At 70.4% G+C, this 24,423-nt stretch carries 22 protein-coding genes; 20 read left to right on the forward strand and 2 right to left on the reverse strand.

All coding sequences use genetic code 11. The features are described from left to right. Positions 1-2 precede the first annotated feature (2 nt). Both ACYVC6_RS04345 and ACYVC6_RS04350 read left to right on the forward strand, forming a co-directional pair. On the forward strand, positions 3-641 hold the full coding sequence (locus ACYVC6_RS04345; RefSeq protein ID WP_460711334.1) for a class II aldolase/adducin family protein: 639 nt from the start codon (positions 3-5) through the stop codon (positions 639-641). Beyond that, positions 638-1,618 (forward strand): carbohydrate kinase family protein, encoded by a 981-nt coding sequence (locus tag ACYVC6_RS04350; protein WP_460711336.1) that lies wholly within the window; start codon positions 638-640, stop codon positions 1,616-1,618. Before ACYVC6_RS04345 ends, ACYVC6_RS04350 begins: the two co-directional genes overlap by 4 nt. Before the next feature lie 24 nt (positions 1,619-1,642). Here ACYVC6_RS04350 and ACYVC6_RS04355 read toward each other — a convergent pair whose 3' ends face one another. Continuing rightward, on the reverse strand, positions 1,643-2,251 hold the full coding sequence (locus ACYVC6_RS04355; protein ID WP_460711338.1) for a TetR/AcrR family transcriptional regulator: 609 nt from the start codon (positions 2,249-2,251) through the stop codon (positions 1,643-1,645). A gap of 225 nt (positions 2,252-2,476) precedes the next feature. Here ACYVC6_RS04355 and ACYVC6_RS04360 point away from each other — a divergent pair, with 225 nt between their 5' ends. The 18 genes from ACYVC6_RS04360 (at position 2,477) to ACYVC6_RS04445 (ending at position 23,577) form a co-directional block, all read left to right on the forward strand. Then, positions 2,477-3,727: an aminotransferase class III-fold pyridoxal phosphate-dependent enzyme gene (locus tag ACYVC6_RS04360; protein WP_460711340.1), complete on the forward strand. Its 1,251-nt coding sequence runs from the start codon at positions 2,477-2,479 to the stop codon at positions 3,725-3,727. Positions 3,728-3,759: 32 nt separating this feature from the next. Beyond that, positions 3,760-5,379 (forward strand): ABC transporter substrate-binding protein, encoded by a 1,620-nt coding sequence (locus tag ACYVC6_RS04365; protein ID WP_460711342.1) that lies wholly within the window; start codon positions 3,760-3,762, stop codon positions 5,377-5,379. Positions 5,380-5,470: 91 nt separating this feature from the next. Next, positions 5,471-6,481 (forward strand): ABC transporter permease, encoded by a 1,011-nt coding sequence (locus ACYVC6_RS04370; protein WP_460711344.1) that lies wholly within the window; start codon positions 5,471-5,473, stop codon positions 6,479-6,481. Further along, the gene (locus tag ACYVC6_RS04375; protein WP_460711346.1) at positions 6,478-7,398 is read left to right on the forward strand and encodes an ABC transporter permease; all 921 of its coding nucleotides are present in this window, start codon (positions 6,478-6,480) and stop codon (positions 7,396-7,398) included. Before ACYVC6_RS04370 ends, ACYVC6_RS04375 begins: the two co-directional genes overlap by 4 nt. Beyond that, positions 7,395-9,149, forward strand: coding sequence for an ABC transporter ATP-binding protein (locus ACYVC6_RS04380; RefSeq protein ID WP_460711348.1), 1,755 nt, complete (start codon positions 7,395-7,397; stop codon positions 9,147-9,149). Before ACYVC6_RS04375 ends, ACYVC6_RS04380 begins: the two co-directional genes overlap by 4 nt. Before the next feature lie 97 nt (positions 9,150-9,246). Continuing rightward, positions 9,247-11,061, forward strand: a complete 1,815-nt coding sequence (locus ACYVC6_RS04385; RefSeq protein WP_460711350.1) for an NAD(P)/FAD-dependent oxidoreductase — start codon at positions 9,247-9,249, stop codon at positions 11,059-11,061. A gap of 60 nt (positions 11,062-11,121) precedes the next feature. Further along, entirely contained in the window at positions 11,122-12,108 is a 987-nt protein-coding gene (locus tag ACYVC6_RS04390; RefSeq protein WP_460713305.1) for a zinc-dependent alcohol dehydrogenase family protein, read from the forward strand. 83 nt (positions 12,109-12,191) lie between these two features. Then, on the forward strand, positions 12,192-13,544 hold the full coding sequence (locus tag ACYVC6_RS04395) for an NAD-dependent succinate-semialdehyde dehydrogenase (RefSeq protein WP_460711352.1): 1,353 nt from the start codon (positions 12,192-12,194) through the stop codon (positions 13,542-13,544). A gap of 45 nt (positions 13,545-13,589) precedes the next feature. Next, positions 13,590-14,804, forward strand: a complete 1,215-nt coding sequence (locus tag ACYVC6_RS04400; RefSeq protein ID WP_460711354.1) for a PucR family transcriptional regulator — start codon at positions 13,590-13,592, stop codon at positions 14,802-14,804. A gap of 199 nt (positions 14,805-15,003) precedes the next feature. Further along, entirely contained in the window at positions 15,004-16,161 is a 1,158-nt protein-coding gene (locus ACYVC6_RS04405) for an aminotransferase class III-fold pyridoxal phosphate-dependent enzyme (protein ID WP_460711356.1), read from the forward strand. Between the two features lie 54 nt (positions 16,162-16,215). Then, positions 16,216-17,349, forward strand: coding sequence for an alanine dehydrogenase (gene ald, locus ACYVC6_RS04410; protein WP_460711358.1), 1,134 nt, complete (start codon positions 16,216-16,218; stop codon positions 17,347-17,349). Between the two features lie 32 nt (positions 17,350-17,381). Then, positions 17,382-18,518 carry an MFS transporter gene (locus ACYVC6_RS04415; RefSeq protein WP_460711360.1) on the forward strand — a complete coding sequence of 379 codons (1,137 nt, stop codon included), beginning with the start codon at positions 17,382-17,384 and terminating at the stop codon, positions 18,516-18,518. Positions 18,519-18,638: 120 nt separating this feature from the next. Further along, complete coding sequence (locus tag ACYVC6_RS04420; protein WP_460711362.1) at positions 18,639-19,877, forward strand: NAD(P)/FAD-dependent oxidoreductase; 1,239 nt, start codon at positions 18,639-18,641, stop codon at positions 19,875-19,877. A 24-nt stretch (positions 19,878-19,901) separates the two neighbouring features. Beyond that, entirely contained in the window at positions 19,902-20,225 is a 324-nt protein-coding gene (locus tag ACYVC6_RS04425) for a 2Fe-2S iron-sulfur cluster-binding protein (protein ID WP_460711364.1), read from the forward strand. Positions 20,226-20,295: 70 nt separating this feature from the next. Further along, positions 20,296-20,898, forward strand: a complete 603-nt coding sequence (locus ACYVC6_RS04430; protein ID WP_460711366.1) for a biotin transporter BioY — start codon at positions 20,296-20,298, stop codon at positions 20,896-20,898. Between the two features lie 67 nt (positions 20,899-20,965). Next, entirely contained in the window at positions 20,966-22,081 is a 1,116-nt protein-coding gene (locus ACYVC6_RS04435; protein WP_460711368.1) for an S-(hydroxymethyl)mycothiol dehydrogenase, read from the forward strand. Further along, positions 22,078-22,746, forward strand: coding sequence for an MBL fold metallo-hydrolase (locus tag ACYVC6_RS04440; RefSeq protein WP_460711370.1), 669 nt, complete (start codon positions 22,078-22,080; stop codon positions 22,744-22,746). The genes ACYVC6_RS04435 and ACYVC6_RS04440 overlap by 4 nt, the downstream gene beginning before the upstream one ends. A gap of 216 nt (positions 22,747-22,962) precedes the next feature. After that, positions 22,963-23,577 carry a TetR/AcrR family transcriptional regulator gene (locus ACYVC6_RS04445; protein WP_460711372.1) on the forward strand — a complete coding sequence of 205 codons (615 nt, stop codon included), beginning with the start codon at positions 22,963-22,965 and terminating at the stop codon, positions 23,575-23,577. Here the strand turns inward: ACYVC6_RS04445 and ACYVC6_RS04450 are convergent, their stop codons facing one another. Further along, positions 23,578-24,351 carry a class II aldolase/adducin family protein gene (locus ACYVC6_RS04450; RefSeq protein WP_460711374.1) on the reverse strand — a complete coding sequence of 258 codons (774 nt, stop codon included), beginning with the start codon at positions 24,349-24,351 and terminating at the stop codon, positions 23,578-23,580. Between the last annotated feature and the right edge of the window lie 72 nt (positions 24,352-24,423).

Below are 24,423 nucleotides of genomic sequence, written 5' to 3' on the forward strand. Positions count from 1 at the left end.
GAATGATCCTGCACGACGAACGGCAGGCGGTCGCTGACGCGGGCCGCCAGATGATCGCCGACGGGTTGGTGCTCGGCACGGCCGGCAACGTCAGCACCCGGGTCGGGGACCTCGTGGTCATCTCGCCGTCCACTGTCGCCTACGCGGACGTGACGGCGGCGGACGTGTGCGTCGTCGACATGGACGGCCTCGTGGTCGAGGCCGCCGCGGGCCGTCGTCCGTCGTCGGAGGTGCCCATGCACCTGTCGGTCTACCGCGGAAGCGACGCCGGTTCGGTGGTGCACCACCACGGGCTGAAGAGCGCCGCACTGTCGACGCTGTTCGACGTGGTGCCGACCATCCACTACTACGTCGCGCAACTAGGCGGGTCGCTGCGGGTGGCGCCGTACGCGCGCTACGGCTCCGACGAGCTGGCCGCGGGGGTCATGGGGGCGCTGGAGGACCGGGTCGCAGCCCTCATGCAGAACCACGGAGCGGTGGCCCACGGCGCCACGCTCGAGCTGGCCTACAAGCGGGCCCAACTGGTCGAGTGGCTGTGCGCGATGTACATCGAGGCAGCCTCGGTCGGCACGCCTCGAGAGCTCACGGACGCCGAGATGCAGGACGTCGTCGCCGCGCGCACCGCCCGGAGCTATGCATGACCGCGCGCGTGGTGTGCCTCGGTCCGCAGATCCTGGACGTGCTGGTCCGACCGGTGAGCGGGATCCCCGCCGGCCAGGGCGGTGCGCTCCTCGAGGAGAGCCGCATCACCGCCGCCGGGACAGCCGCCGGGACGGCCGTCGACCTGGCCAAGCTCGGGGCCCACGTCACCTCGGTGGGTGCGATCGGCGACGACGCGGCCGGCCGGATGGTCCGCCTGCTCCTCGACGACCACGGCGTCGACACCAGTCACCTGGTCGTGAAGCCTGGTCTGCAGACGACGCTCACAGTGCTGCCGATCCGGCCGAACGGCGAGCGCCCATCCCTCCACGCCCCGGGCGCCACGCGCTTCCTGGCCCCCGGCGACGTCGACCCTGACCTGGTCCGCGAGGCCGACTTCCTGCACATCGGCGGGCCGGACGCCCTCGGGGACTTCGCGGTGGACGGCGTCCCCGCGCTGCTGCGCGCGGCGCGTGAGGCCGGCACGGTGATCACCCTCGACCTGCTCCGGAGCCGCATCGCGCCGGACGCCCTGCAGACGCTGCGGCAGATCTGGCCCCTGATCGACTACTTCCTCCCCAACGACGACCAGCTGCGCTCCCTCACCGGCACCGACGACCTACGGCAGGCCGCGCGGCAGCTGCGCGACCTCGGCGTGGGCACGGTGGTCGCCACCACGGGGGCGGACGGGTCGATCGTCGTCGGCGAGTCCGGCGTCGAGGTGGTGCCGGCGTTCACCTGTGCGGTCGTCGACACCACCGGGTGCGGCGACGCCTACGTCGCCGGCTTCATCACCGGCCTGGGCCACGGCTGGTCGTTGAGCGAGGCGGCTCGCCTGGGCACGGCCGCTGCTGCCCTCGTCGCCGGGGGTCTGGGCTCCGACGCTGGGATCGTCGATCTCGACTCGACCCTGGAGTTCTGGCGCAGCCGCGCGAACCAGGTCGAGATGTCGCCACCTGCCTTGAGCGTGCTCGCCTGACCGGGGTCGGCCTGCGTGAGGGCGTCAGCCAGCCTGCTGGTCGTGACGTGTGATGCGGCTGATCAGCCGCTCGGTCTGCGCGAGCTGGTGTGCCACGGTCACACGCTCGGGCGTGATGATCGCGCCGATGGACAGCGACTCGATCAGGGCGATGACGTCGTCGACGACGTCATCGGGGTTGACCGAGACGTCGACCTCGCCGAGCTCCTGCGCCCGCTCTACGTAGGACCGCCATCGTGCGCGCGAAATCTCGCCCGAGGCGCTGCGTACCTCGCGCAGGTGGGCGTCGCCGACCGTCAGGCCGAGGAAGCTCACGTCGACCTGGGCCTCCAGCAGGCGCTCCTCGTCCAAGGGCAGGGCCTCGTGGATGGCGCGACGTAGCGCCTCGAGACCCTCGACGTCGGCCGTCGCCTTGGCGATGCGGGCCCGGGCGCGCGAGTAGGCCAGCTGGTGGGCCGAGACCAGGATGTCGTTCTTGTTGTTGAAGTAGTGGGCCAGGACTCCGTTGGAGTGGCCGGCCTCCTCAGCGATGCGCCGGACCGTGGCAGCGTTCAGGCCCTCGCGCCCGATGACGCGCCAAGTGGCGTCCAAGACCTCGCGACGGCGTTCCTCGTGGTCAACGATCTTGGGCATCTTGCTCCAGTTCCGGGTCAGGTGGGGGATTTCGCAGCGCTGGTGGCGCCCGCGACACGCGTACGAAGAGGCGTTTCGGAGAACGCCGCTCCGGGCGAGCTTGAAACGGCCGGAAATGGGTTCTCCAGAGCACTTTACAGCGCGGCGAGCCGCCGTTAAGTTATTTCGAACATCCGTAATGCAACGTACTCCCTGTTGGACGGCGAAGGGAAATCAGCAGTGACGATGACGACGGGTCGTGCCACGCACGAGCTCCAGGTCGACGCCGAGCTGCGCGCGCGGGCCGCCCGGGTGATCCCTCGCGGGATGTACGGGCACATGGCTGTGAACGAGCGGACGATGCCGCCGTCGTTCCCACAGTTCTGGTCGCGTGGACAGGGTGCCTACGCCTGGGACGTCGACGGGAACCGCTACGTCGACTTCATGTGCTCCTTCGGTCCCATGCTGCTGGGGCACCGGGACCCGACCGTCGAGGCCGCGGCCGCCCAGCAGGCCGCCCTCGGCGATACGCTGTCGGGACCCACGGCCCGCATGGTCGAGTTTGCGGAGGTGCTGACCGGCACCGTGGCCTCCGCCGAGTGGGCGCTGTTCGGCAAGAACGGCACTGACGCCACCTCGACCGCGGTCCGCGTGGCGCGGGCCTCAACCGGCAAGAAGAGGTTCCTCAAGGCGCGCAGGGCCTACCACGGGGCCAACGACTGGTTCACGCCCAAGCCCGCCGGCACGACGCCCGAGGACCGCAGCCTCATCGTCGAGTTCGACTACAACGACGCGGCGTCGCTGCGCGATGCGGTGGCCGCCCACTCCGGTGACGTGGCGGCCATCATCGTCACCCCGTTCCGCCACGACTCCCACGTCCCCCAGGAGCCGGCCGACCCGGAGTTCGCCCGCGAAGCGCGCCGGCTCGCGACTGCCGAGGGTGCCGCGCTCGTCCTCGACGAGGTCCGCACGGGGTTCCGGCTCGACGTCCGCGGCGCGTGGGAGGGCCTGGGCATCCGGCCCGACCTGACCGCCTTCTCCAAGGCGATCGCCAACGGCCACCCTGTCTCGGCCCTGGTCGGGGTCGACGCGCTGAAGGAGGCCGCGGGGGAGATCTACGTCACCGGATCCTTCTGGTTCTCCGCCGTGCCAATGGCGGCCGGTATCGCGACGGTGCAGCGAGCCGTGGAGATCGACGCCCCGGAGCTGATGCGGGCGGCCGGCGAGCGGTTCCGCGCCGGGCTGCACGCTCAGGCGGCCGCGGCCGGGATGCCCGCGGAGCTCAGCGGGCCGGCGCAGATGCCGATCCTGACCTTTGCCGATGACCCCGACAAGACCAAGGCCTTCGCCTTCACCGACGCCGCCGTCCGACACGGCGTGCTGCTCCACCCCTGGCACAACATGTTCCTGTCGACGGCCCACACCTTCGAGGTGGTCGACGACGCGCTCACCCGCACCGAGGCCGCGTTCGCGGACCTTGCTCCCACCGTCTCCTGACCCACTCACAACCACCGCCACAAGGAGTCCGAATGACCGCAGTCAACTCTCGTCCCGGCCTTCATCGCCGACGTCGTGTCGGGGCCGTCGCGCTGCTCGCCCTGGCCCCGGTGGCCTTGGCAGCGTGCTCGGACCCCGCCACGACGTCGGCGAGCAGTGACGACCTCGTCCTCGGTCGTGCCATGGACGTCACCACGCTCGACATCTCGCGGAACCTCTGCGACACCTGTCAGATCTACAACTCGGCGGTCTACGAGACCCTGCTCAGGGCACCGAACGCCACCGACCCGCTGGAGCCTCTCCTGGCCACGGAGTGGGAGGCCAACGCGGACAACACCGTGTTCACCTTCACCCTCGACCCCGACGCCGTGTTCGCCGACGGTTCGCCGGTCGAGGCGAAGGACGTCAAGTGGTCGTGGGACCGCCTGAAGAACCTCGATGGCTCGCCTGCGTACTTCATGGCCGGCATCGCCTCGGTCGAGGCCCCGGACCCGCAGACGGTGGTGGTCACCTCGGAAGCGCCGAACTCGGCGTTCTTCAACATCGTGTCCGCCTCGTACATGGGGGTCATCAACTCCGACGTCGCCAGCGAGAACGGCGCCACCGCCGATGCCGACGCGGCCACCACGGACCAGGCGGAGAACTGGTTCCTCGAGCACTCCGCCGGGTCGGGTCAGTACGTGCTCAGCTCCTACTCGGAGGGCTCCGAGCTCGTGATGGCTCGCAACGACGAGTACTGGGGCGAGGAGGCGGCGTTCTCCAAGATCACCATCAAGGAGGTCACCGACGCCTCCGCGCAGCTCCAGCAGCTGCAGCAAGGTGACATCGACGTGGCGATGAACCTCAGCTTCGACGCCGTTGACCAGATCGAGGCCGACGAAAACCTCTCCATGTCGATCGACCCGTCGTTCAACTTCATCTATGTCGCGCTCTCACCGGGTGTCGCCGGAGGCGAGGCGCTGCAGGACCCGAGGGTCCGCCAGGCCATCCGCGAGGGGATCGACTACGACGCCGTCATCGACGCCACCGTGGCGGGCAACGGCGACAAGCAGGCGACGGGCATCGCCAACGGGTTCGTCGGCACCCAGGACCTCCCGCTGCCCGAGTTCGACCCCGACAACGCCAAGAAGCTGCTCGCCGAGGCGGGCTACCCGAACGGCTTCGAGCTGGAGGCGACCTTCCCGACCTTCTCCATCTACGGCGTCAACGCCAGCACCATGTTCCAGGCGATCCAGCAGAGCCTCTCGTCGGTGGGGATCGAGCTGAAGCTGAACCCGATCGAGTTCTCGCAGTGGGTCGACCAGATCAACACCAAGGGCTTCCCGATGACCTCTGTCTACTTCGCTCCGGACCACCCGGACCCGGTCCAGTACGTCCAGTACTTCTCCCTGGCGGAGGGCTCGGTCTGGACCACCCGGGCTGGAATGGAAGCTCGTCCCGTGGAGACGGATCTGCTCGCGAAGGCCCTGAGCGAGTCCGGCGAGGCCAGGGAGCAGGCCTACGCGGAGCTCGCTCAGGAGATGTACGACGATGCGATCATCCTGCCGATCGTCAACCCCCAGATCCTGCTTGCCAGCTCCACCGACGTCGTCGGCAACAACTACCACGTGACCAGGAACCTCGACGTCAGCATCATGAGTTTCAAGGACTGATCCGCGGCGCCGGCGGAGGTCGTCCCCGCGACGACCTCCGCCGTCCCCCGGTCCGTCAAGGTGCTGACCACCTCGACAGGAGGGAACCATCGTGCTCCGTTTCGTCTCGCGAAGACTCGCGCTCATGCCGCTGCTCCTGTGGGGAGTGGTCACGATCGCCTTCTTGCTCTCGCACTCGGTCTCGAACCCGCTGGCGACGATCGTCGGTGAGCGCAACCTCAACAACCCCGACGTGGTGCAGGCAGCAGAGGAGCGGTGGGGCCTCGACAAGTCGCTGCCCGAGCAGTACGTCATCTACCTGAAGAACCTGGCGCAGGGTGACATGGGCACCTCGTTCCGGACGAAGTCCGGGGTCCTGTCGGACCTCTCGTCCCGGCTGCCGGCGACCCTCGAGCTGGCGACCTTCGCGCTCCTGCTGTCCATCGTCCTCGGGATCGCCCTCGGGGTGGTTGCCGCTCGCAACCGCGGCAAGCTCGTCGACGGCGGCATCCGGGTGTTCGCGCTCGCGGGGTCGTCCCTGCCGGTCTTCTGGGTAGGTCTGATCTTCCTCTTCCTCTTCTACGCCACCTGGGGCATCGCGCCAGGTCCCGGTCGGCTGTCACCGCGGGTGGAACCCCCGCCCCATGTCACCGGCTTCTACACGATCGACTCGTTGGTCGCCGGCGACATGGCCCTGTTCGGCGATGCGCTGCGCCACCTGATCATGCCGGGCTTCATCATGAGCCTGGCGCTGCTCGGCACCATCATCAGGATCGTTCGCTCGCAGATGCTCGAGGAGCAGAGCGCCGACTACGTCCGTACAGCCCGAGCCAAGGGCATGACGATGAACCAGGTCTTCAACCGGCACGTCCTGAAGAACTCGATCACCCCCGTAGTGACCATCATCGGCGTGTCGATCGGCATGCTGATCATGGGTGCGGTCCTGATCGAGACGATCTTCTCCTGGAACGGCATCGGCACCTACGCCGTCGAGTCGTCGCGCTCCCTGGACTTCCCGGCGATCACCGGTGTGTGCCTCATCGGCGGCGTCATCTTCCTCGTCTCCAACCTGCTGGCGGACATCGCCTATGCCGTCGTCGACCCCCGAGTGAGGCTGTCGTGACCCTGTCGCCCCTTGCCGTCCCGGGCGGCGTCCCGGGTGCTGAGCCGACCGGAGCCGGTCCGGCCGGTCGGCTGACCAAGCGCGAGATCCCCCTGCGCGCGAAGCTACGACCGTTCATGACGCCCCCGATCGTCATCGGCGGCGGCATCGTGGCGCTGTGGGTCCTGGTGATCGCTTTCGCCGGCATGATCGCGCCGCACGACCCGCTGGCCTCCTCAGGACCGCGTCTCACCTCCCCGTCCCTCGACCATCTCCTCGGCACCGACACCCTGGGACGCGACGTGTTCTCGCGGGTGCTCTACGGAGCCCGGCTCTCGCTGCCCATCGCCACCGCCACCATCACCATCGCCGTGGTGATCGGCTGCCTGGTCGGCGCGGTCGCGGGCTACGTCGGTGGCCTGGTCGACCAGGTGCTGATGCGACTGGCCGACATCACGATGGCGTTCCCGTCGATGCTCCTCGCAATGGCGGTGACCGCCGCTCTGGGACCCGGGCTCCGCAACGCGTTCCTGGCCATCGTTGTCGTGTGGTGGCCCATCTACGCGCGACTCGCGCGTGGCCAGGTCCTCTCGCTGAAGGAGCGCGACCACGTCGTGGCCGCGCGTGCGATCGGCATGGGCCGGTGGGCCAACCTGCGCAAGCACGTCTTCCCGCACTCCCGCACTCCCATCCTCGTCAGCGCGACGATGGACCTCGGTTCCATCACCATCCTCATCGCCTCGCTCAGCTTCCTGGGCCTGGGTGCGCTGCCACCCTCGCCGGAGTGGGGATCGATGATCACGGAGGGCAGCGCCAACTTCTACCAGTGGTGGATCGCCCTCGGTCCCGGCCTGGCGATCGTCTCGGTCGTCCTGGCCATCAACTTCCTCGGCGACGGTCTCCGCGACGTCCTGGACGTCAGGAGGAGAGGACGGTGACTGCCGACCGAGTCCTCAACCGCGGCGCGTGGCGCGAGATCGTCTCGAGGGGACCCGCGCCCATCACACCGGAGGTCCGGATGTCTGAGCTCGCGCGACCGCTCCTCGAGCTGTCCGACCTGGCGGTGAGCTTCACCACCGACCGGGGGGAGGTGGAGGCCGTCCATGGCGCCAACCTGCAGCTGGCGGCCGGCGAGACCGTCGCCATCGTGGGTGAGTCCGGGTCCGGGAAGTCGACGCTCACGGCGGCGATCAACCGCCTGCTGGCGTCGAACGGCCGGGTGACGCGAGGTTCCGTCTCCTTCGACGGCCGCGACGTCCTCGCCCTCAGTGAGCGTGAGATGAGCCAGGTGCGAGGCAGGGATATCGGACTGGTCCCCCAGGACCCCATCTCGAACCTGGACCCGCTGATGCCCTTGGGCAAGCAGATCGCCGAGGTCTTCCGGCTCCACGGTGTCGCGCGGGGCAAGGACGCCAAGGCCCGGGCCGTCGAGCTGCTCGAGATGGTCGGGATCTCCCACCCCGCCCAGCGCTACAGCCAGTACCCCCACGAGTTCTCCGGCGGCATGCGGCAGCGCGTGCTCATCGCCATGGCGCTGGCCTGCAAGCCCAAGCTTCTCATCGCTGACGAGCCGACCTCAGCACTCGACGTGACGGTGCAGAAGGTCATCCTCGACCAGCTCGCCGAGCTGACCTCGTCGATGGGCACCGCGGTCCTCCTGGTGACCCACGACCTCGCGCTCGCAGCCGAGCGCGCCGACCGGGTCGTCGTGATGAACCGGGGAACCATCGTGGAGTCCGGCCGGGCGCACGAGGTGCTGTCCGACCCGACCGACGACTACACCCGGCGCCTTATCGCCGCGGCGCCGAGCCTCGGGACCACGTCGCTGGTGAGCCCGTACCCGGCCGCCGGCGATGCGCGCCGCGACGAGGTCATCGCCGTCTCGGACCTCACCAAGGTCTACCCGCTGCGCCGCGGCGTGTCGGGCCGCAAGGTCAGTCTGGCGGCCGCCGACGGAGTGTCCTTCTCGGTGCCGCGCGGCGGGACCGTCGGAATCGTCGGGGAGAGCGGCTCGGGCAAGTCGACGACGGCCAAGATGCTGCTCCTGCTGGAGGAGAGCACCTCGGGCGAGGTCCTCTTCGAGGGCAAGCCCGTCACGCACGCCTCGGGCGCCGAGCTGATGTCGTTCCGTCGCCGCGTGCAGCCGGTCTTCCAGAACCCCTACGCCTCGCTCGACCCTCGATACACCGTCGGCGAGTCGGTGCAGGAGCCCTTGGACGTGCACAAGGTCGGCACCAAGGCGGAGCGCCAGACGCGGGTGCTCGAGCTGCTGTCGCAGGTCGCCCTCGACGAGGGCCTCGTCGACCGCTACCCCCACGAGCTGTCGGGCGGGCAGCGCCAGCGGGTCGCGATCGCGCGTGCCCTGGCCTTGGGTCCCGAGGTCGTGGTGCTCGACGAGGCGGTGTCCGCCCTCGACGTCATCGTGCAGGCGCAGATCCTCGACCTGCTCGTCGACCTCCAGCGGCAGCTCGGCCTCAGCTACGTCTTCATCAGCCACGACCTCGCAGTGGTGCGGATGGTCTGCCACGAGATCCACGTGATGAAGGGCGGTCGCATCGTCGAGAGCGGGACACCCGAGGAGATCTTCGACAGACCCCAGGACGACTACACCAAGACCCTCCTCGCGGCGATCCCGACCGGGCGCCACGCGGGCGGTGCCGACGTCGCCCCCGTGGCCAGGCACCCCTGACGAGGGCGTCCGCGAGAGCCGCCGACCCATACCGGCGGCTCTCGCGCCGCGCGCCCTCGCGGCGCACCCCATCCACCCCGAAGACACAGGAGCTCGCATGACACCGACACCTGAGGCGGTCGCCACCTGGCTGGCCGAGTTCGAGACCGCTCTCGACGCCCGCGACGCCGACGCTGTGGCGGAGCTCTTCCACGAGGACTGCTACTGGCGTGACCTCGTCGCCTTCAGCTGGAACCTCGTGACCGTCGAGGGCCACCTGGGCGTGCGCGAGCTGGTGACGAGCACCGTCGAGAGCACCGCGCCCCACGACTTCGCCGCGCTCACCGACGTCGCGGCGAGCCCGGTGCCGGAGGGGGTCACCCAGGGGTGGTTCACCTTCCGCACCGCGACGGCCACCGGCCGCGGTGTCGTGCGGCTGCGCGACGGGCGGGCGTGGACCCTGCTCACCGTCGTGGACCAGCTCGACGGGTTCGAGGAGGCCGCCGGCCCGCACCGCCCGCTGGGGGCGGAGCACGGCGCCAGCCGCGAGCGGGTCACGTGGCTCGAGCAGCGGGAGCGGGAGGCGCGTGAGGTCGAGACCGACCGCGAGCCCTACACGCTCGTGGTGGGCGGAGGCCAGGGCGGCGTCGCGCTCGCGGCACGGCTGCGCCAGCTCGGCGTGCCCACCTTGGTCATCGACCGCCAGGAGAAGCCGGGTGACATCTGGCGCAGCCGCTACAAGTCGCTCTGCCTCCACGACCCCGTCTGGTACGACCACCTGCCCTACTTGCCGTTTCCGACCTCGTGGCCGGTCTACACGCCCAAGGACAAGCTGGGCGACTGGATCGAGACCTACGTCCAGGTCATGGAGATCGCCTTCTGGGGGTCCACGACCTGCGAGTCGGCGGCGTGGAACGAGGAGTCCCAGCGCTGGACCGTCGTCGTGTCCCGCGACGGCGAGCGCGTCGAGCTGCGCCCTGCCCAGCTGGTGATCGCGACCGGTCTGTCGGGGCGGCCCCAGGTGCCGGTCGTCCCCGGCCAGGAGCACTTCGCCGGACGGCAGGAGCACTCGAGCCAGCACTCCGGAGCGGGCGACTACGCCGGGCAGCGGGTCGTGGTCGTGGGGGCCAACAACTCGGCCCACGACATCGCGGCGGCGCTGTGGGAGAACGGCGCCGACGTCACGATGGTCCAACGCTCCTCGACTCTGATCGTCACCGCTGACTCGCTGCGGTGGCTGCAGCGCGGGCTGTACTCCGAGGAGGCGCTGGCCGCCGGGATCAGCACCGAGCAGGCCGATCTGCTGAGCGCGGCGACGCCGTACCGCCTGGTGCCCGCGATGTCGATCCCGGCCTGGGACCGCATCCGGGAGATGGACGCCGACCTGTACACCCGGCTGAGCGAGGTGGGGTTCCGGCTCGACTTCGGCACCGACGGCTCCGGCCTGGGGATGAAGTACCTAACCAGGGCTGGTGGCTACTACGTCGACGTGGGCGCCTCCGAGCTGGTCGCCTCCAAGCAGATCGCCCTGTGCAGTGGCGTCGAGGTCGAGGAGCTGACCACCGACTCGGTCGTGCTCTCCGACGGTCGGCACCTGCCGGCGGACCTGGTCGTCTACGCGACCGGGTTCGGTCCGTTCCACGACACCCTGGCCGAGCTGGTCGGTGCCGAGGTCGCGGACCGGGTGGGACCGGTGTGGGGACTGGGCTCGGACCGACCGCTGGACCCGGGGCCGTGGGAAGGTGAGCTGCGCAACGTCTACAAGCCGACCGCCCAGAAGAACCTATGGATCCAGGCCGGAAATCTGATGCAGTCCCGGCTGTACTCGAAGTTCTTGGCCGTGCAGCTCAAGGCGCGTTTCGAAGGCCTTCCGGTGCCCGTCTACCAGCCGTCCGCAGCAGCGGTCGGCGCCGAGCGCGACGTCCGAGCCTGAGAAGGCGCCGTGCGAGCACTGGTCTACGAGCAGGTGGGGAGCCAACCCGCGGTCACGCAGGTGCCAGACCCGGTGTTGCCAGCCTCGGGCGTCGTTCTTCGAGTGGGAGCGACAGGGGTGTGCCGCAGCGACTGGCACGCCTGGGTCGGTCACGACCCAGACATCGTCGTGCCGCATGTCCCCGGCCACGAGTTCGCCGGCACGGTGGTAGCGGTGGGGGAGCAGGTGCGCCACTGGGCCGTGGGCGACCGGGTGACCACGCCGTTCCTGCTGGGCTGCGGGTCCTGCAGCTACTGCGTGACCGGGCGGCAGCACTTGTGCGACGACGGGGGCTCCCCCGGCTTCAGCACCTGGGGTTCGTTCGCGGAGCTGGTCGCCGTACCGCACGCGGACTCCAACCTGGTGCGTCTCCCGGACAGCATGGCGTTCCCGACCGCCGCCAGCCTGGGGTGCCGCTTCGTCACCTCGTTCCGGGCAGTGGTCGACCGCGCCCGGACCGGCGCGGGCGAGTGGGTCGCGGTGCACGGCTGCGGTGGCGTCGGCCTGTCAGCGGTGATGATCGCCCGGGCGTTGGGCGCGCGGGTCGTCGCGGTGGACATCACGCCGGAAAAGCTCGCGCTGGCCCGCGACGCTGGGGCCGAGGCCGTGGTCGACGCCTCGTCCGAGGACGTCGTGACGGCTGTGCGCGACCTCACGGGCGGCGGTGCGCATGTCTCCATCGAGGCGCTGGGCCACCGCGAGGTCTTCCTGAACTCCGTGCGGTGCCTGCGCAAGCAGGGACGCCACGTCCAGGTTGGGCTGATGCTGGGCGAGACCGAACCGGCCGGGCTGTTCACCGACGAGGTGCTGTTCGGAGAGCTGGAGATCCTCGGAAGCTTCGGCATGCCCGCGCACCGGTACGGCGCGATGCTGTCCATGATCGACGCCGGGCTGCTGGCCCCGGAGAAGCTGATCGGTCGCACCCTGGGTCTCGACGAGGCCGGCCAGGCCCTGATGTCGGTCGGCACGTCGACCGTCCCGGGAGTCTCGGTCATCCTCGATCCGTGACCTCGTCGAGCCGCCGGGAGCGGAGCATCCGCGGTACGAACGCAGGCCGTGAGGAATCACAACACGAGCAGAGGAGCAGAGGGGTGGGCAGTCCCGCGTACCAGGTCGTCAACCCGGCGACCGGTGAGGTCGTCGAGACCTTCGAGCACGCGAGCGACGAGGAGGTCGCGGCGTCCCTTGCGCGCGCGGCCGCGGCGTACGACGCGTGGCGGGAGGTGCCCCTCCTCGAGCGGGCAGCCATCGTCCGGCGCATCGGCGAGCTGTTCGGCGAGCGCGCCCAGCAGCTGGCCGAGACCGCGACAACCGAGATGGGCAAGCCCCTCTCGGAGGGCGTCGAGGAGGCGAAGTTCTGCCGGGCCATCTTCGAGTACTTCGCCAGCGAAGGACCCGATCTGGCGGCGGAGCAGCAGCTGAAGACCTTCTCGGGCGGCACGGCGGTCGTGCAGAGGCTCCCGGTGGGACCTCTCCTCGGCGTGATGCCGTGGAACTTCCCCTACTACCAGATCGCCCGCTTCGCGGCGCCGAACCTGGTGCTCGGCAACACGGTGGTGCTGAAGCACGCCGAGTCGGTGCCGCGCTCGGCGCTCGCGGTGCAGGAGATCATGGACCAGGCCGGCCTGCCGGACGGGGTGTACGTCAACCTGTTCGCCACCCACCAGCAGGTCGAGACCCTCATCGCCGACCCGCGGATCGCCGGGGTGTCACTGACCGGCTCGGAGCGCGCGGGCTCGGTGGTTGCGGCGATCGCGGGCCGGTACCTGAAGAAGTGCGTCCTGGAGCTCGGCGGCTCCGACCCCTACATCGTGCTGGACACCGACGACGTGGCTGCGGCCGCCGGGTTGGCCTGGGACACCCGGATGTACAACGCCGGCCAGGCCTGCAACTCCAACAAGCGGATGATCGTCATGGCGGACCTGTACGACGACTTCGTCGCGGAGCTGACTGCCCTGGCGACGGCGGTGGAGGGCCCCCCCGCGATGTCCTCGCGCCGGGCGGCCGAGACCCTCCACGCGCAGGTACAGGACGCGGTCGACAAGGGCGCGACCCTGCACGCGGGAGGCGTGCTGAGCCCCGGCCCGGACGCGCACTACTCGCCCGCCGTCCTCACCGGGGTGACACCGGACATGCGCGCCTGGTCCGAGGAGCTGTTCGGTCCGGTCGCCGTGGTGTACCGGACCTGCTCCGACGAGGAGGCCCTCGCTCTCGCCAACGACTCGGCCTACGGGCTCGGGGGTGCGGTGTTCTCCCGCGACCCGGCGCGCGCCCGGGCACTGGCCGAGCGCCTCGAGGTCGGCATGAGCAACGTCAACACCCCCATGGGCGAGGGCCCGGAGATCCCGTTCGGAGGGATCAAGCGCTCCGGCTTCGGCCGCGAGCTCGGCCCGCTGGCCATGGACGAGTTCGTCAACAAGCGCATCTTCTTCGTCGCCGACTGAGCCACCGCGGGCTACGGTGGTCGGCCGGCGGCAGAGGAGGTCGGCGTGGACGGACTGGTCCAGCAGCGGCGAGCCGTCGCCGCCGCTATCCGGGCCCGAAGAGACGACTTCGGGGAGCGCTTCAGCCGCCGGTTGCGCGAGGCGGTGCCGGAGTACTACGCCGTAGACCAGAGCGACCTCCAGCAGGCCGGTTGGTCGGCCATGTACGTCCTGGTCGACGAGGTGCTCGACGTGCTGGCCGGGGCGACGCCGCCGACCACCCTCGACCGGTCGCTCGTCGACGAGGCCACGGCCGCCGCGCGCTCCGACCTCCCGTGGGAGGTCCTCGACCGGACCTACCGGCTGACCCACCAGGCGCTGTGGGAGGAGGTCTTTCCGGTCCTTGCCGAGCTGCGCCTGCCCCGTGCGGACCAGGCGCTGCTCCTGCGCCAGGTCAGCGACGTGTTCTTCACCTACTTCGACCGGCAGGCCGAGGCGGCCCACCGGGTCTTCGATGCTGCGCGGCAGGAGGAGTCCGAGCGCAGCCAGCGCCGGCTGCGCGAGCGGGTGGCGCAGGTGCTCGAGGGGGTCGCCGTGCGCGACGTCGAGCTGGGCTACCGGCTCGGCCAGGACCACCTCGCCCTGGTCGCTTGGGGCGTAGATGTCGAGGCGTCTGTGCGGGGCCTCGCCGCGCGCATGGGCGCGGAGCTGCTGCTGGTCGAAGCCGGTTCCGGCCACGTCTGGGGGTGGCTCGGCCTCGCGTCGTCCGAGGTCGGGGACCCCGCCGGCGCCGTCCGCCCTGCCGCCGGGACGCACGTGGCCCTCGGCTCGGTCTCGGCAGGGCGCGAGGGGTTCGTGACCAGTCACCGCGAGGCCCGCCTGGCGGCATCCCTGGGGGCGCGCGGGCTGGTGCCGTCGACCGTGCCGGTCATCCGGTTCGACCAGGTCGCCCTGCTCGCTGCTGCCCTCGAGGACGAGGTGACTGCCCGGGTCTGTGCGGACCACCTGTTGGCGCCTCTCGAGGCGGCCGGGTCCCGGACAGCCGAGCTCGCAGACACCCTGGTCGTGTGGGCGCGGACCGGGCTCAGCCCGAGCGCCGCCGGCCGACAGCTGGCGGTCTCCGAGCGCACCGTGCGCTACCGCGTGGAGCGACTCGAGGAGCTCCTGGGCGGCGACCTACGCACCCGGCTGCCCGAGCTCGTGCTCGCAGTTGAGATCTCGCGCGCCTTGGACCTCCAGCGCCGGTCCCGGTCCTCGGCCGGAGTCGCGGAGGAGCCGTAGTCGGGGCCGTGGCCGACTCCACCTCAGGCCACCTTTACAGGGGCGCACCCAATCGGTATCTTATATCGGGCATCCGTTCTAAAACCGAAGGAGGACTGTGGTGCCCGTTGCCCTCACGGCCGCTGAATGGACGCTGCCGCGAGACCAGAGCCTGCGAGCCCGCGCTGCTGCTGTCGTGCCGGGAGGCATGTACGGACACATGACGGCCAGCGCGAAGACGCTCCCGCCGTCCTATCCGCAGTACTACGAGGGCGGCTTGGGACCGCACACGTGGGACGTGGACGGCCACCGCTACGTCGACTTCCTCTGCTCCTTCGGCCCCGTGCTGCTCGGCCACCGGCACGAGCGCATCGAGGCGGCGGCCGCGGCCCAGGCTCGGGTGGGCGACACGCTGTCCGGTCCCTCCGCGCGGATGATCGAGTTCGCCGAGGTCCTCACCGAGACGGTCGCCCATGCCGACTGGGCCATGTTCGCCAAGAACGGTACCGACGCCACGTCCGCCGCCGTGCGGGTCGCGCGCGCGGCGACCGGGAAGCGCAAGCTGCTCAAGGCGACCGTGGCCTACCACGGCGCCAACGACTGGTTCACCCCTGGCACCGCCGGGGTCACCCTCGAGGACCGCCTCAACATCGTCGAGTTCGAGTACAACGACGTCGTCTCGATGCAGGCCGCGGTCAGGGAGCACAGCGGTGACATCGCCGCCATCATCGTGACACCGTTCCGCCACGACGCGTTCGTGGAGCAGGAGCTCGCGACCGTCGAGTTCGCACGGGCCGTCCGCCAGGCGGCCACGCGCGAGGGGGCCGCGCTGATCCTCGATGAGGTGCGCACGGCCTTCCGCCTGGACGTGAACGGCGCCTGGGAGCAGTTCGGGGTCCGGCCCGACCTCACCGCCTTCTCCAAGGCGCTGGCCAACGGCCACCCCGTCTCGGCCCTCGTCGGCGTCGACGCCCTTCGCGAGCCTGCGGCCGAGATCTACGTGACCGGGTCGTTCTGGTTCTCGGCCGTGCCCATGGCCGCCGGTATCGCCACGGTGCGGGAGGCCGTCGAGATCGACGCCCCGGCGGTCATCGGGCGAGCCGGCACCCGGTTCAAGGACGGTCTCGAGGCGGCCGGGCGCGCCGCCGGCTTCGACGTCGCGCTGACCGGGCCGGTTCAGATGCCCATGCTGAACTTCGCCGACGACCCGCAGAAGAAGGTCGCGTTCGCCTTCACCGACGCGGCGGTCCGGCACGGCGTGTTGCTGCACCCATGGCACAACATGTTCCTGTCCGCCGCCCATGACGATGCAGCTATCGACGAGGCGCTCGCCGGCGTCGAGGCCGCGTTCGCCGAGATCGCCCGCCACGTCATCTGACCCACCCTGCGGGCACCGCCGTCCCGCCGTCTGTAGAGCTGAGGAGGACCTGCCGTGAAGATCGGTGTGCCCAAGGAAGTCAAGAACCACGAGTACCGGGTGGCAATCACGCCGATGGGGGTGCACGAGCTGATGGCCCATGGTCACGACGTGGTGATCGAGCGGGGTGCGGGGGTCGGCTCCTCGATCGAGGACGGCGAGTACGCCGGGGCAGGCGCGAAGATCGTCGACACCGCCGAGGAGGCGTGGGGCGCTGAGGGGGGACCGGGTGCGGTGGACTTGGTGCTCAAGGTCAAGGAGCCGGTGGTCGAGGAGTTCCCGCGGATGCGCGAGGGGCTGACGCTGTTCACCTACCTGCACCTGGCCGCCGACCGGCCGCTGACCCAGGAGCTGCTGGACCGCAAGGTCACCGCGATCGCCTACGAGACCGTGCAGCTGCCCTCGGGTGGGCTTCCGCTGCTGTACCCGATGAGCGAGGTGGCGGGCTGTCTGGCGCCGCAGGTCGGGGCCTACAACCTGATGAAGGCCCAAGGCGGACGCGGCGTGCTGATGGGCGGAGTGGGAGGTGTGGCCAACGCGAAGGTGGTCATCATCGGCGCTGGTGTGTCCGGTCAGAACGCGGCGAACATCGCGCTCGGGATGGGTGCGGACGTGACCCTGCTCGACACGGACCTGGACAAGCTGCGGATGTCGTTCTGGCGCTACGACAACCGGGTGCACGGGCTCGCGTCGTCGAAGCTTGCGGTGGAGCAGCAGGTGCTGGAGGCCGACATGGTGATCGGGGCGGTGCTGATCCCGGGCGCGGCGGCGCCGAAGCTGGTCTCCAACGACCTGGTCTCGCGAATGAAGCCGGGTTCGGTACTGGTCGACATCGCGATCGACCAAGGTGGCTGTTTCGAAGACTCCCGCGGGACCACCCATGCGGACCCGACCTACGAGGTGCACGGGTCGACGTTCTACTGCGTGGCCAACATGCCCGGCGCGGTACCGCACACCTCGACGTATGCCCTGACCAACGCGACGATGCCCTACGCAGTGGCGCTGGCCAACCGGGGGTGGGCCGACGCGCTGCGCTCCGACGGTGCCCTCGAGCTCGGCCTCAACACCCACGCCGGCCGGCTCACCAACCGCCCGGTCGGCGAAGCCCTCGGAATCGACGCCATCGACCCCGCCGAGGTGCTGTCGTAGTCAGGAGCATCGCGGACCCTCGGCTGGTCCTGATGTCGGTGGGGTTGTCCCTGGTCGGCACCAACGCCTTCGTGATCGCTGGGGTGCTTCCGGAGGTCGCGCACTCCTTCGGCGTCGAAACGAGGGAGGCCGGGTACGCAGTGACCTGGTACGCGGCCGTGGTCGCCACGGTTGCGCCCGCCATCGGGTTCTTCCTCTCGGGGGTCCCGCGCTCCGTCCTGATCGGGGTCGGCATGGGTCTGGTCGTCACCGGGACCCTCGTCACGGTCGTGGCTCCGACACTGCCCACGTTCGTCCTCGGCCGGGTACTGGCCGCGCTGGGAGGGGCAGCCTTCGTCCCGACCGTCTACGCGACCGTGCCGGGCATGGTCCCGCCGCACCTGCGGGGTTCGGCCCTGGCCGTCCTGGAGGTCGGCTTCGGGGTCTCGGTCGCCGTGGGTGCTCCCATCGGCACAGCCGTGGCGCACGTGACGAGCTGGCGGGTCGCGCTCCTCGTCATCGCGCTGGCGGCCAGCGTGGTCACCGCCGCCATGAGCGTCTGGATGCGGGCCCTGCCCAGCACCGAGCGGCTCACCTGGGCCAGCAGCGCGAGCGTGCTCGTGACCCCGCGCCTGCTGCTCCTCATCGCCTCGAACCTCGGGGCGACGATCGCCTTCAACGTGGTCTACGTCTACAGCTCGGTCGTCGCCTCCGGTGTCACCGCGGGCGACGGGTCGCGGCTGGCCCTGCTTCTCGGGGTGTGCGGCGCCGGCGGCCTGATCGGCTCGGCCGTGAGCGGACCGCTCAGCGACGCCTGGGGCTCGATGCTCGTGGGGACGGGGGCCCTCGTCCTCCTGGGGCTGTGCGGCCTCAGTCTGACCCTGCACGACTCGTCGGCCGTCGTCCTGGTGTCCTTCTTCGGGGTCGGTGCCGCGTCCCAGGCCTTCGTCGTGCCTCAGCAGCATCGGCTGTTCGAAGTGCGACCCCATGTGGCCCTGGTCTCGTCGTCGTGGAACAGCACCGCCCTGTACGGCGGCATCGCGTTGGCGCCGGTGCTCGGCGGCTCGGTCATCGACGAGGGGGGAGCCGCCCTGGCCGGGCTCGGTGCCGCTGCGGCCGCCGCCGCCCTCGTCCTCTTCGCGCTCGGCGCCCGCCGTCCCTGCCAGTCTGCGAGGGCCCGGACCGCCTGACCGTCTCGACTGCCGGGACCGGCAGCGATGCGACGAAATGCTGCCGTCGCCCGGAACGCGCCGTCATCGTGGCGATGTGACACTTCCGGCCATGTCCTGGAGCGAGGCGGAGGCAGCGTCGTGAGCCCAGAGGGCCGCGTCGTCGTGGTCGGCGCCGGACTGGCCGGGGCCGAGCTAGCGATCGGGCTGCGCCAGGCGGGCCATCGTGGGCCGGTCGTGCTCGTCGGCGACGAGCCGCACCAGCCTTACCAGCGACCGCCGCTCTCCAAGGCGATCCTCAAGGGCGCCGCCTCGGAGCACGAGATCCGGGTCCGGGCCGAGGCAGCGTACGAGAAGGCTTCGGTCGACCTGGTGCTCGGCGTGGGGGTGCGCTCGCTCGACACCCTGGGCCAGACGGTGACCCTGGCGGACGACACCGTCATCTCCTACGACGGGCTAGGCCTCACCACGGGAGGCAGGCCCCGCCGGCTCGTCCTCGGTGACGGAGTCGAGGCGCTCTCGCTCTACCGGCTCGAGGACGCCGTGCAGTTGCGGGGACTGCTGCGTCCGGGCGTGCGCCTGCTTGTGGTCGGTGGGGGATTCGTCGGCCTTGAGGTCGCGGCGGCCGCGGTGCCAGCCGGCGCTCAGGTCACCCTGGTCGAGTCCCAGGAGCGGCTGCTGGCCCGGTCGTGCTCCCCTGTGGTCGCCGAGCACCTCGCTGCCGTGCACCGGGACCGCGGGGTCGACCTGCGCGTCGGCGTCGGTGTCGTCGAGGCCGTGCGGCGCGACGACGCTGCGTTCGAGGTGCGCCTCGATGACGGCTCGAACGTTGTGGTCGACCACCTCCTCGCGGGTATCGGCCAAGTGCCGAACGACGAGCTCGCGGCGGCCGCGGGCCTGGCCGTCGACGACGGCGTGCTCGTCGACGAGCACTGCCGCACCAGCGACCGTCACGTCGTCGCGGCCGGCGACTGCGCGCGCCAGCAGCACGGCTGGCTCGGCCGCCGCGTGCGGCTGGAGTCGCAGCAGAACGCCACCGAGCAGGCCCGCACCGCCGCGGCGACGCTCGCGGGCGCGACGCCGACCGCAGCCGGCGTCCCGTGGTTCTGGTCGGATCAGTACGAACACAAGCTGCAGATGGCCGGAGTACCCGAGCCCGGTGACCAGGAGGTGCGCCGTGGTGGGCCTGACCGCGACGACTTCAGCGTGCTGTTCGTTCGCGACGACACCCTGGTCGGCATCCAGGCCCTTGACCGGCCGCGCGACTTCGCCGCCGCCCGGAAGCTGATGGCGCAGGGGGCCCGGATCGACCTCGGACGGGCCATCGACCCCGACCTCCCTCTCGGCGTCCTGGTCCGTGACCAGGTCGCGACCCGTTGACCCCGCTCCCAGAAAGGGCAGGACATGTCCACAGCACACTTCGTCGAGGCCGACGGGACCGACCACACCGTCGAGGTGCCGGACGGCGAGAACCTGAAGCAGGCCGCCATGGACAACCTCGTCCCGGGGATCATCGGCGACTGCGGCGGGTTCGCCGAGTGCGGCACCTGTCACGGATACGTCGACGAGGCCTACCTCGATCGCCTTCCCGCGGCGACCGAGGACGAGGAAATGATGCTCGAGGGCATCCTGGCCCCGGTCGAGCGCAACAGCCGGCTCACCTGCCAGATCCCCATGACCTCGGAGCTGGACGGCATCGTCGTCCGGCTCCCCGAGGTCCAGCACTGAGAGACGCCGGCCGCTGCCTCCCCGCGCTTGGGTCCTCCACGCGCCCGTCCCCTCTACAGAGAGGTAACCCATGTCCCTCGCCCTCGCCCCGTCGCTGGTCACCACTCCTCGCGTCCCGGCCGGTGTCCGCGATGCAGCGCTCGTCGCCGCCGGCGCGGCGCTGATCGCGCTCTCCGCGCAGGTCAGCGTGCCACTGCCGTTCACCCCCGTGCCGCTGACCGGCCAGACCGCGGGCTTCCTGCTCGCGGGCGGGGCGCTCGGGCTGCACCGCGGGCTGGCGGCTGCGGTCGTCTACCTGGCGGTCGGGGCCGTGGGTGCACCGGTTTTCGCCGGCGGGTCGGGCGGTGCCGCCGTCCTCGGGTCGCCGACCGGCGGCTACCTCGTCGGCATGCTCGTGGCCGCCGGACTGGCCGGCGCGGCCGCCGACCGCGGCTGGGACCGCTCGTACGCCCACTCGGTCGTCGCCATGCTCATCCCGAGCGCGGTGGTCTACCTGCTGGGTGCGGGCTGGCTGGCAGTCAGCCTCGGGGTCGACGCCGAGCGGGCCTGGCAGCTGGGCGTGCTCCCGTTCCTCCTGGGCGACGCGGTCAAGGTCGGCCTCGTCAGTGCCGTCCTCCCGACTTGCTGGCGACTTCTGGGCCGCGACGCGGCCTCGGGAAGCACCGGTCGCTGACGCCACTGACCTCGCGACTCGCACCAGCACCAGCACGTACCCGCAAACCTGACGATTCGAGGAGCAGATGGCACAGCACGTCAAGGCCGTGGTGGCGCGTTCGAAGGGCGCGCCGGTGGAGCTGGTGACGATCGAGGTGCCGGACCCTGGTCCGGGTGAAGCGGTGGTGAAGGTGCAGGCCTGCGGGGTCTGCCACACCGACCTGCACTACCGCGAGGGCGGCATCAACGACGACTTCCCGTTCCTGCTGGGCCACGAGGCAGCGGGCGTGGTCGAGGCCGTCGGGCCCGACGTGACCGGCGTGGCGCCGGGCGACTTCGTCGTCCTCAACTGGCGCGCGGTGTGCGGCGAGTGCCGGGCGTGCAAGCGCGGTGACCTGCAGTACTGCTTCAACACCCACAACGCCGCCCAGAGGATGACCATTGCCGAGGGCCGCGACGCCGGGGCGGAGCTGTCGCCGGCGCTGGGCATCGGGGCGTTCGCCGAGAAGACGCTGGTCGCGGCCGGACAGTGCACCAAGGTCGACCCCGACGCCCGCCCGGCGGCGGTCGGACTGCTGGGCTGCGGCGTCATGGCCGGCATCGGGGCGGCCATCAACACCGGTGCCGTGGGCCGCGGCAAGTCCGTCGCGGTCATCGGCTGCGGCGGCGTCGGCGTGGCGGCGATCGCCGGGTCCGCGCTGGTCGGTGCCTCGCCGATCATCGCCGTCGACATCGACCCGCGGAAGCTCGAGACCGCCAAGCGACTGGGCGCCACCCACACCGTCAACTCCGCCGAGTCTGACCCGATCGAGGAGATCAAGCGGATCTGCGGGCAGTACTTCGACGGCGCCGAGGGCGCTGACGTGGTCGTCGAAGCCGTGGGTCGCCCAGAGACCTGGAAGCAGGCGTTCTACGCGCGTGACCTGGCCGGCACCGCGGTGCTGGTCGGCGTCCCGACGCCGGACATGAAGGTTCCTGACCTACCACTGATCGACGTGTTCGGCCGCGGCGGAGCGCTCAAGTCCAGCTGGTACGGCGACTGTCTGCCCACCCGCGACTTCCCTCTGCTGGTCGACCTGTACCGCCAGGGCCGCCTCGACCTCGACGCGTTCGTGACCGAGGAGATCGGCATCGAGGACGTCGAGGCGGCGTTCGAGAAGATGCACGGCGGCGCCGTCCTCCGCTCGGTCGTCGTCCTGTGACCGCCCGGGTCGACAGGGGGACCGCATCGGGGACGTTCTCGCTCGACGGCGAGGTCCACGACGTCGAGAACAACATCTGGGTCGTCGGAGACGGCACCGAGTGCGTGGTCATCGACGCCCCGCACTCGGTCGATGCCGTTCTCGACGTGGTGGCCGGTCGCACGGTGAAGGCGATCCTGCTGACCCACGCGCACGACGACCACTGCCGCATCGCGCCCGAGCTGCGCGATGCCGTGGTGGCGCCGATCTTCCTGAACCCCGCCGACAAGCCGCTGTGGGAGCTGGTCCACGCCGACCGCTACCTGTGGGACATGGACCTGTCCGACGGGTGGGAGCTGACCGTCGGCGGCACCACGATGCGCAGCCTGCACACGCCGGGCCACGCGCCCGGCGGCACCTGCTTCCTGGCACCCGAGCTGGGGTGCGTGTTCACCGGCGACACGCTGTTCCACGGCGGTCCGGGGGCGACTGGCCGGTCGTACTCCGACCGCCCCACTCTCGAGGCCGCGATCCGCGAGAAGCTGTTCCCGCTGCCCGCAGACACGGTGGTGCACACCGGCCACGGCGACGACACCACCATCGCTGCGGAACGAGCCAGGGAGGCGGCCGAGGCCGTGCGTAGGAGGGTCGCCCGGCGCCTGCCAGGCGAGGAAGCGGTGCCGTGACCGGTGCCGGGACGGGTGCCCGCGGTGACGTGGTAACGGCTATCGAGCAAGCCGGCCTCGAGGTGCGCGCCGACCCGGGTCCTGGAACCAAGTCATGGTGCCCCCCCGGGTCCGTGAGACTCGCACCCTGGGGGTCGGGTGTTCACGTGGTGGTTGTTGAGAGGGGCTGCCGGGATGGGCGCGGGGACACGGCGCCGCGCGGGTATCGTCCCCGACGTGCCGAAGGTCGTCGACGTGGAGCAGCGCAGGCAGGACGTCCTGGAGGCCGTCTGGCGCGTGGTGGAACGCGACGGCATCGCGGGCGCCACGATCCGCGCCATTGCCCTCGAGGCCGGCGCCTCGACGGCGCTGGTGACTCACTACTTCCGCAACAAGGACGAGGTCCTCAGGGCAGCCCTGGACCTGTCGCACTACCGCATCGTAGAGCGCAGGCAGCGGCGCCTTGAGGGGCGAACGGGTCGCGACGCGCTGGCTGAGGCGCTGCGTCAGATGCTGCCGCTCGACGCCGAGCGCAAGCTCGAGATGCAGATCGAGATCAACGTCTGGCTCCGGGCGGTGAGCGACGAGTCGAGCCGCGAGGTGCACCTGCTCAGCCACGACCGGTCCCTCCGGCTGCTCCAGCGACTGGTCGAAGAGGCCATGGCGCTGGGTGAGCTGGACGCGTCGCTGGATCCGCGTCGGACGGCCGAGGGCCTGCTCGCGTTCGTGGACGGACTGGGTGTCGACGCATTGATGCACCCGGATCGGGTCTCGGACGCTCGCCAGGTCGTCCTGCTGGAGGACCACCTGGACCGGCTGGCGCCTGTGCCAGACGCCGGACCGTCACGCTGATCAGGAGAAGATCGCCGCTTCGTCGTGCGCCACGGAGTGCAGCAGAGACCGGAAGCTCGCCTTCGCGGAGCGCGCACCCCCGACCTGGTCCCGCACGTCGCTGGCGATCTCGTGCTTGATGAGGTTGGGTCGGCCTGCAGCCATGGCGAGCAGCTGGGCCTGGCAGGAGCGCTCCATGGTGACGAACCACCAGGCGGCCTCCGCCACGGAGGCCCCCACCGTCAGCAGTCCGTGGTTCTGCAGGATCACCGCCTTGTTCTGGCCGAGCGCCACACCGATGCGGCGCCCTTCCTCGATGTCGTTGACCACTCCGCCGTACTCCGGGTAGAGGCTGTGGTCCTCGTAGAACGCGCACGCGTCCTGGGTGATGGGGTCCAGGAGCAGGCCCAGGCTTGCGAAGGACTTCCCGTAGATCGAGTGCGCGTGGGCGGCGGCAGTGACGTCGGGGCGCGCCTTGTGCACCTGGGAGTGGATGCAGAACGCAGCACGGTTGACCGGCCGGTTGCCGACAACGACTTCGCCGTCACTGTTGACCAGGAGCAGGTCAGAGACCGAGATCTCGCTGAAGTTCATCCCGAAAGGATTCACCCAGAAGCACTCCGGATCACCGGGGTCGCGCACGGTGATGTGTCCGGCAATCCCCTCAGAGAATCCGAACTTCCCGAAGAGCCGGAAGGCCAATGCGAGCTCGCGCTTGCGCTGGGTGCGCTCCTCCTCGACATCTCGTCCTCTCTGCAGAGCGGGGACGTCAGGTGCCGTCATGAGGTCTGGCATCGCGATCCTTTCATGCAACAGGCGTTGCATTAAAATACGACTCCTTGACGACAGCGGTCAACTGGCTCTTCG

This window comes from Nocardioides dilutus, assembly GCF_054779555.1.

What these genes read in the sequence shown, in the direction of transcription:
- ACYVC6_RS04345 (WP_460711334.1), top strand. Translation starts at nt 3, where the DNA reads ATGATCCTGCACGACGAACGGCAGGCGGTCGCTGACGCGGGCCGCCAG.
- ACYVC6_RS04350 (WP_460711336.1), top strand. Translation starts at nt 638, where the DNA reads ATGACCGCGCGCGTGGTGTGCCTCGGTCCGCAGATCCTGGACGTGCTG.
- ACYVC6_RS04355 (WP_460711338.1), bottom strand. Translation starts at nt 2,251, where the DNA reads ATGCCCAAGATCGTTGACCACGAGGAACGCCGTCGCGAGGTCTTGGAC.
- ACYVC6_RS04360 (WP_460711340.1), top strand. Translation starts at nt 2,477, where the DNA reads ATGACGACGGGTCGTGCCACGCACGAGCTCCAGGTCGACGCCGAGCTG.
- ACYVC6_RS04365 (WP_460711342.1), top strand. Translation starts at nt 3,760, where the DNA reads ATGACCGCAGTCAACTCTCGTCCCGGCCTTCATCGCCGACGTCGTGTC.
- ACYVC6_RS04385 (WP_460711350.1), top strand. Translation starts at nt 9,247, where the DNA reads ATGACACCGACACCTGAGGCGGTCGCCACCTGGCTGGCCGAGTTCGAG.
- ACYVC6_RS04405 (WP_460711356.1), top strand. Translation starts at nt 15,004, where the DNA reads ATGACGGCCAGCGCGAAGACGCTCCCGCCGTCCTATCCGCAGTACTAC.
- ACYVC6_RS04415 (WP_460711360.1), top strand. Translation starts at nt 17,382, where the DNA reads ATGTCGGTGGGGTTGTCCCTGGTCGGCACCAACGCCTTCGTGATCGCT.
- ACYVC6_RS04425 (WP_460711364.1), top strand. Translation starts at nt 19,902, where the DNA reads ATGTCCACAGCACACTTCGTCGAGGCCGACGGGACCGACCACACCGTC.
- ACYVC6_RS04430 (WP_460711366.1), top strand. Translation starts at nt 20,296, where the DNA reads ATGTCCCTCGCCCTCGCCCCGTCGCTGGTCACCACTCCTCGCGTCCCG.
- ACYVC6_RS04435 (WP_460711368.1), top strand. Translation starts at nt 20,966, where the DNA reads ATGGCACAGCACGTCAAGGCCGTGGTGGCGCGTTCGAAGGGCGCGCCG.
- ACYVC6_RS04450 (WP_460711374.1), bottom strand. Translation starts at nt 24,351, where the DNA reads ATGCCAGACCTCATGACGGCACCTGACGTCCCCGCTCTGCAGAGAGGA.